Genomic DNA, 6,308 nt, shown 5'->3' on the forward strand with positions numbered 1-6,308 from the left:
CCATCCTGCGGCTTGACGACCACGGGCAGGCCGACCTGCCGGGCGGCGGCCCAGGCGTCGTCGGGGTCGGTGACGGGGCGGCCCAGCGGCACCGGCACGCCGGCGGCGCGCAGCAGCTTTTTGGTGAGGTCCTTGTCTTGCGCGATGGATTCGGCGACGGCGCTGGTGGAATCGACTTCGGCGGCCTGGATGCGCCGCTGTTTGGCGCCCCAGCCGAACTGCACCATGCTGCCTTTGGTGAGGCGGCGATAAGGAATGCCGCGCGCGACGGCGGCGTCGACGATGGCGCCGGTGCTGGGGCCCAGGCGCTCGTCCTCGTCGAGGTCGCGCAGCTGGGCGATGGCGGCGTCAAGGTCGAAGGCGGTGTCGCGCAGGGCGGCGTGGATCAGGGCCTGGGCCAGTTCAAAGGCCAGGCGGCCGACGGCTTCTTCGCTGTATTCGACGACGACCTGGTAGGTGCCGGCCTCGACGGTGGCGGCCGTGTGGCTGAAGGTGATGGGGCAGCCGGCGGCGGCCTGCAGCTCGAGCGCGGCGGCTTCAAGTACATGGGCCAGCGACAGCGCGCCGGCGTGGCCGGTCTGGCGCAGCGCGCCCATGCCGGGGAACAGCGCGCGCGCACGGGCTTCGAAGCCGGGCAGGCCGGCGATGTTGCATTCGACGGCAGTGCAGGCGACGATGGCTTCGAGCGCGGTGTGGCGGCTCCAGAGGTTGGGCCCGCGCAGGGCGCGGATGCGGGACACTTCCATTATTCGGCACTCCCGGCGGTTTTAGGGGTGGTTTCAAAGGCTTCCATGCCGGCGCCTATGAGGTTGAGCGAAATGCCGAGCGCCCAGGCCGCGCCTATGGCGGCCAGCAGGGCGTCTTCGGTGAGGCCGCGGCGTTCGCGCCAGGCGCCCAGCTTGCCGAGGCCGGGCAAAAAGGCCTCGCTGGCGCCGGTGGCCAGCACCACCTGGTCTTGCCGGATAAAGAGGGCGCGGCCGCCCTGGGCGCAATGCGCCGCCAGGGCGGGGGCCTTGGGGTCGACGCTGTAGAAGATCACCTCGCCGTCGCAGAGCTCGGCCATCCCGGCGATGCGCGGGTCTGCGGCATTGAGCACGGCGGCGCCGCCGGGCAACACCACGTCGACCTGCGAGCGCATGACCTTGAACATCTGATCGTCTTCGGTGATGTCGAATTCGGCCAGGCCTTGCGCGCCGCCTAAATCGGTGACCACGCCGACCTGGCATTTGTCGTAAGGCAAACCGGTGCGCAAAATCGTGTCGGCGCCGTTTTCAAAAACGGCGGCCTGCACCGCGCGGTTGATCAAGAGGCGCTGGCCGGCTTCCCAGTTGGCGCAGTCGGAGGCGTCCACGCAGCGCTGGTCGAGGAAGAGGCCGGCCTGGCAGGCCAGGCCGGTGTGCCGGCCCGACAGGTGCAGCAGCCAGGCCACCAGCCGGGCGACGCGGTAATTGCCGCCGGAGCCGGCGATGCCGACGATGGGGATGCGGCCGTCGGTGCCGGCGTCGGCATCGGCGCCGTGCGGGAACAGGTGGTCGCAGATGGCGCGGCCCACGGGGCGCGGCGCGCCCTCGGCGGGCTTGAGGTGCATCAAGAGGCCGGGGCCGGCGTTGACCTCGACGATGGCGCCGCCTTGTTCATGCAAGGGGCGGGAAATGTCCTGCGCGACCACGTCGACGCCGGCGATGTCCAGGCCGACCACGCGGGCGGCCAGGGAGACGACGTGGTCGACCTCGGGGTGCACGGCGTCGGTGCAGTCGATGGCGACGTTGCCGTTGCGCTGGATCAGCACTTCGCGGCCGGCGGCGGGCACGCTGTCGGGCGCCAGGCCCTGGCGCTGCAAATCAAGGATGACGGCGCCGTCTTCGGCGGCGTTGATGCGGCCCAGCGGGAAGTCTTCGCCGACGCCGCGGCGCGGGTCGGTGTTGAGCTGGGCGTCGACCAACTGGGCGACGGTGGCGTTGCCGTCGCCGGTGACCCAGGCGGCTTCACCGCGCGCAGCGGCGACCACGCGRCCGCCGACCACCAGCAGGCGGTGCTCATGGCCGCGCACAAAGCGCTCGACCATGACTTCGCTGCCGTGCCGGGCGGCCACGGTGAAGGCGGCCTCGACTTCGGCGCGGGTTTTAAGGTCCAGCGCGACGCCGCGGCCGTGGTTGCCGTCGGAGGGCTTGACGACCACCGGCAGGCCGATGTCTTCGGCGGCTTCCCAGGCCTCTTCGGGCGTGGCGACGATCTGGCCTTCGGGCACCGGCACGCCGCAGGTGGCGAGCAGGCTTTTGGTGAGGTCCTTGTCGTGGGCGATGCCTTCGGCGATGGCGCTGGTGAGGTCGGTCTCGGCCGTCCAGATGCGGCGCTGGCTGGCGCCGTAGCCCAGCTGCACCAGGTTGCCGTCGTTCAGGCGGATGTGGGGGATGCGGCGGTCGGTGGYGGCGGCCACGATGGAAGCGGTGCTGGGCCCGAGGTAGCAGTCGTCGACCTTGGCGCGGATTTTCTCGACGGCGGCCTGCACGTCGGCGGGGCCGTAGGGCGTGCCGTTGATGGCGGCCATCAGCAGGCGGTGGCCTTCGGCCAGCGCGGTGCGGGCGACCTGCTCGTCGCGCGCGCGGAACACCATGCGGTAGACGCCGCGCTGCGAGGTGCTGCGTGTCTGGCCGAAGCCGGTGGGCATGTCGGCCAGGTTGAGCAGCTCGATCACCACGTGCTCCAGCACGTGGCCGGACCAGGTGCCTTCGCGCAGGCGCTGGATGAAGCCGCCGCGCTCGCCCACGCCGCAGTGGTGTTCGAGCAGGGCCGGCAACAGGGCGACCAGGCGGTCGTTGAAGCCGGGGAGGTCGTTGGAGGGGAAGTCTTCGAGAGTTCCGAGGTCCAGCCAGACCTCAAGCACGGCCCGGTAAGTCCAGATGTTGGGACCGCGCAGGTAGTTGATGCGCAGCAGCTTGATGTCGTCCTGAGGGCTCATTGGTTTCAACATGGTCGGCAGGCAGGCGCCGCACCCGTCGGTGCGAGGCCTGGTCCCGGCCGATGAATTTCAGTGTGGGGCCTGTGAAGGCTCCGGTGGATCCCCGTGTGTCTCGTTATGTATTTGTTCTTATCGCGAACAGGGCCGTCGCCTGGGATCGGTAGACGGTTTCGCCATTTTCGGGGATTGAGGGTCAATTTTGTCGTTCCGGGCTGCATTCGGCGAAAATCCCCTGTTCGGGTTCCCCACGCGCGAAGACCAAGACCTGCGAAAACCCAGCCGCGCCAGATGCGGGACGCCAAGAATTCACCAACACAATGCAACACAAACACCCGGCAGACGACTCCAGCCTTACCGACCCCGCTTTGGCGGGGCTTCGCTCACAACTTGCAACCCAGGAAAACGTTCTGTGTACGCTTACGGTTGACCTGGACAGCCAACTTCGTTTCGCCCAGGGCTTGCTGGCCCTGACCGACCGCCGCCTGCTGGCCCGCGCCCCTGGCGGCGACTGGGCCGCCTGGCCCACGGTGGACGCGGCCGGCAAGGGGCTGGCCGGCCTGTCGCTGCGCCATTTCGACCATGCCGGCGTGGGCACGCTGGAGCTGCACCAGGCAGGCATTCGCCTGGCCGGCTGGCGCTTCACGCTGGGCGCCAATGTGCAGGCGCTGCGCCTGGTGCGGCTGTTTGCCCAGCAGCAGGCCGCTCAGGGTCTGGCCGAGGCGCCCCCGGCCGACGAGACCGCCCTGTGCCCCGAATGCGACCTGCCGCTGCCGCCGGACAGCGAGGAGTGCCCGGCCTGCGCCCGCGAACTGCACACGCCGCCCTCGACCTGGGTGCTGCTGCGCCTCTGGCGTTTTGCCCACCCTTACCGCCACCAGCTGCTGGCCGGGTTTCTACTGACGCTGGCCTCCACCGCCGCCACGCTGGTGCCGCCCTACCTGACCATCCCGCTGATGGACGACATCCTGATCCCCTTCCAGAACGGCCAGCGGATTGAGCCCTGGAAGGTCGGCGCGCTGCTGGGCGGCCTGCTGGGCGCGGCCGTGCTGGGCTGGGCGCTGAACTGGGCGCGCACCTACCTGCTGGCGCTGGTGTCCGAGCGCATAGGCGCCGACCTGCGCACCGCCACCTTCGACCACCTGCTGGAGCTGTCGCTGGACTACTTCGGCGGCAAGCGCACCGGCGACCTGATGTCGCGCATTGGCTCGGAAACCGACCGCATCTGCGTGTTTTTGTCGCTGCACGCGCTGGATTTCGCGACCGACGTGCTGATGATCGTGATGACCGCGGTCATCCTGTTCTCCATCAACCCCTGGCTGGCGGTGGTGACGCTGCTGCCGCTGCCCTTTATCGGCTGGATGATCCACGTGGTGCGCGACAAGCTGCGCACCGGTTTTGAAAAAATCGACCGCGTCTGGTCGGACGTGACCAATGTGCTGGCCGACACGATTCCGGGCATCCGCGTGGTGAAAGCTTTCGCCCAGGAAAAGCGCGAGGCCCAGCGCTTTCGCGAGGTCAACCAGCACAACCTGGCGGTCAACGACAAGCTCAACAAGACCTGGTCGCTGTTCACGCCCACCGTCTCGCTGCTGACCGAGGTGGGACTGCTGGTGGTCTGGGCTTTCGGCATCTGGCTGGTGTCCAGGCAGCAGATCACGGTCGGTGTGCTGACGGCATTTATCGCCTACATCGGCCGTTTTTACGGCCGGCTCGATTCCATGAGCCGCATTGTCTCGGTCACGCAAAAAGCCGCGGCCGGCGCGAAGCGCATCTTCGACATCCTGGACCACGTCTCCAACGTGCCGGAAACCGCCAACCCGGTGAAGATCGGCAAGCTCGAAGGCCGCAGCGACCTGAAGAACCTGGGCTTTCGCTACGGCAACCGCTCGGTCATCCGCGGGCTGGACCTGCAGATACGGCCCGGCGAGATGATTGGGCTGGTGGGCCACAGCGGCTCGGGCAAGAGCACGCTGGTGAACCTGATCTGCCGCTTCTACGACGTGAGCGACGGTGCCATCAGCGTGGATGGCACCGACATACGCCGCTTCGGCGTGGCCGACTACCGCCGCCACATCGGCCTGGTGCTGCAGGAGCCCTTCCTGTTCTTCGGCACGATTGCCGAGAACATCGCCTACGGCAAGCCCGGCGCCACGCGCGCCGAGATCGTGGCCGCCGCGCGCGCCGCCCATGCGCATGAGTTCATCCTGCGCCTGCCGCAGGGCTACGACTCGCTGGTCGGCGAACGCGGCCAGGGCCTGTCAGGCGGCGAACGCCAGCGCATCTCGATCGCGCGCGCGTTGCTGATAGACCCGCGCATCCTGATCCTCGACGAGGCCACGTCCTCGGTGGACACCGAGACCGAAAAAGAGATACAGCGCGCGCTCGACAACCTGGTGCAGGGCCGCACCACGATCGCGATTGCCCACCGCCTCTCGACACTGCGAAAGGCAGACCGCCTGGTGGTGATGGACCGCGGCCAGGTGGTCGAAGTCGGACCGCATGACGAATTGATGGCCAAGCAGGGCCACTACTGGCGGCTCTACGAAGCCCAGGCGCGCCAGGTGGACAACGAAGAAGGCGGTGAGGAAGCCGAGGAAGGCCGCATCGCGCTGGCCACCTCGCAGATCGCCCACGCCGCGCATCACGTTGACAACGCATGAGCCCGGGACCTGTCATGACTGATTTCACTTCCATCTCCTCCGCTCTCCAGCTGGTGCGCGACGCCTCGGGCCGCCTGGTGTTCACCGATGTGGGCGGCCAGACGCATGCCGGCGTGGTGCCGGTGCGGGCCTTTCCCATCGCCGCGCCCGACGAAGGTATTTCGTTGGTCAACACCGAGGGCCACGAGGTCGCCTGGGTTGACAGCCTGCAGGCCGTGGCGCCGGCTGCGCGTGCGCTGCTTGAGGAAGAACTTGCGTTGCGGGATTTTGTGCCTGAGATCACGCGGCTTAAAAGTGTTTCCAGCTTTGGTACGCCCAGCGTCTGGACTGTTGAGACTGATCGGGGGGAGACCTCTTTCATCCTCAAGGGTGAGGAGGACATTCGTCGCTTGGCGCGGACGGGCTTGCTGATTGCCGGCAGCCAGGGCGTGCAATACAGCGTTCGTGATATGACTGCGCTGGATCGGGCTTCTCGGCGGTTGCTGGAGAGGTTTCTTTAGGTCGGTTCTTGCCCCGGCTAGTGCGCCCTCTGCTGAGGGTTGCTGGCCGGGGGTTGCCCGGCAGCAAGTAACTTTCTTTTGCTTCGCCAAAAGAAAGTCACCAAAGAAAAGGCGACCCGCAGTCTGGGTCCCTACGCTTCGCTACGGGCAACCTGCGGTGCTCGAGCCAAGCGGGGTCCGGCTAAACTC

Annotated in this window: 4 protein-coding genes; 2 read left to right on the forward strand and 2 right to left on the reverse strand. The window is 67.8% G+C overall.

Annotated elements, in window-relative coordinates; all coding sequences use genetic code 11:
* The coding region (locus AC1D0P_RS20000) for a cyanophycin synthetase family protein (protein WP_477678353.1) at positions 1-746 on the reverse strand (746 nt) is incomplete at its 3' end.
* Positions 746-2,959, reverse strand: a complete 2,214-nt coding sequence (locus AC1D0P_RS20005; protein ID WP_477678354.1) for a cyanophycin synthetase — start codon at positions 2,957-2,959, stop codon at positions 746-748. The genes AC1D0P_RS20005 and AC1D0P_RS20000, both read right to left, overlap by 1 nt.
* Before the next feature lie 317 nt (positions 2,960-3,276).
* On the opposite strand from AC1D0P_RS20005, the gene AC1D0P_RS20010 reads away from it, so the two are divergent.
* Positions 3,277-5,619, forward strand: coding sequence for a cyanophycin metabolism-associated ABC transporter (locus AC1D0P_RS20010; protein ID WP_477678355.1), 2,343 nt, complete (start codon positions 3,277-3,279; stop codon positions 5,617-5,619).
* A gap of 14 nt (positions 5,620-5,633) precedes the next feature.
* Positions 5,634-6,119, forward strand: a complete 486-nt coding sequence (locus AC1D0P_RS20015; RefSeq protein WP_477678356.1) for a cyanophycin metabolism-associated DUF1854 family protein — start codon at positions 5,634-5,636, stop codon at positions 6,117-6,119.
* Positions 6,120-6,308: the final 189 nt, after the last annotated feature.

The organism is Polaromonas sp. P1_G2 (genome assembly GCF_056405515.1).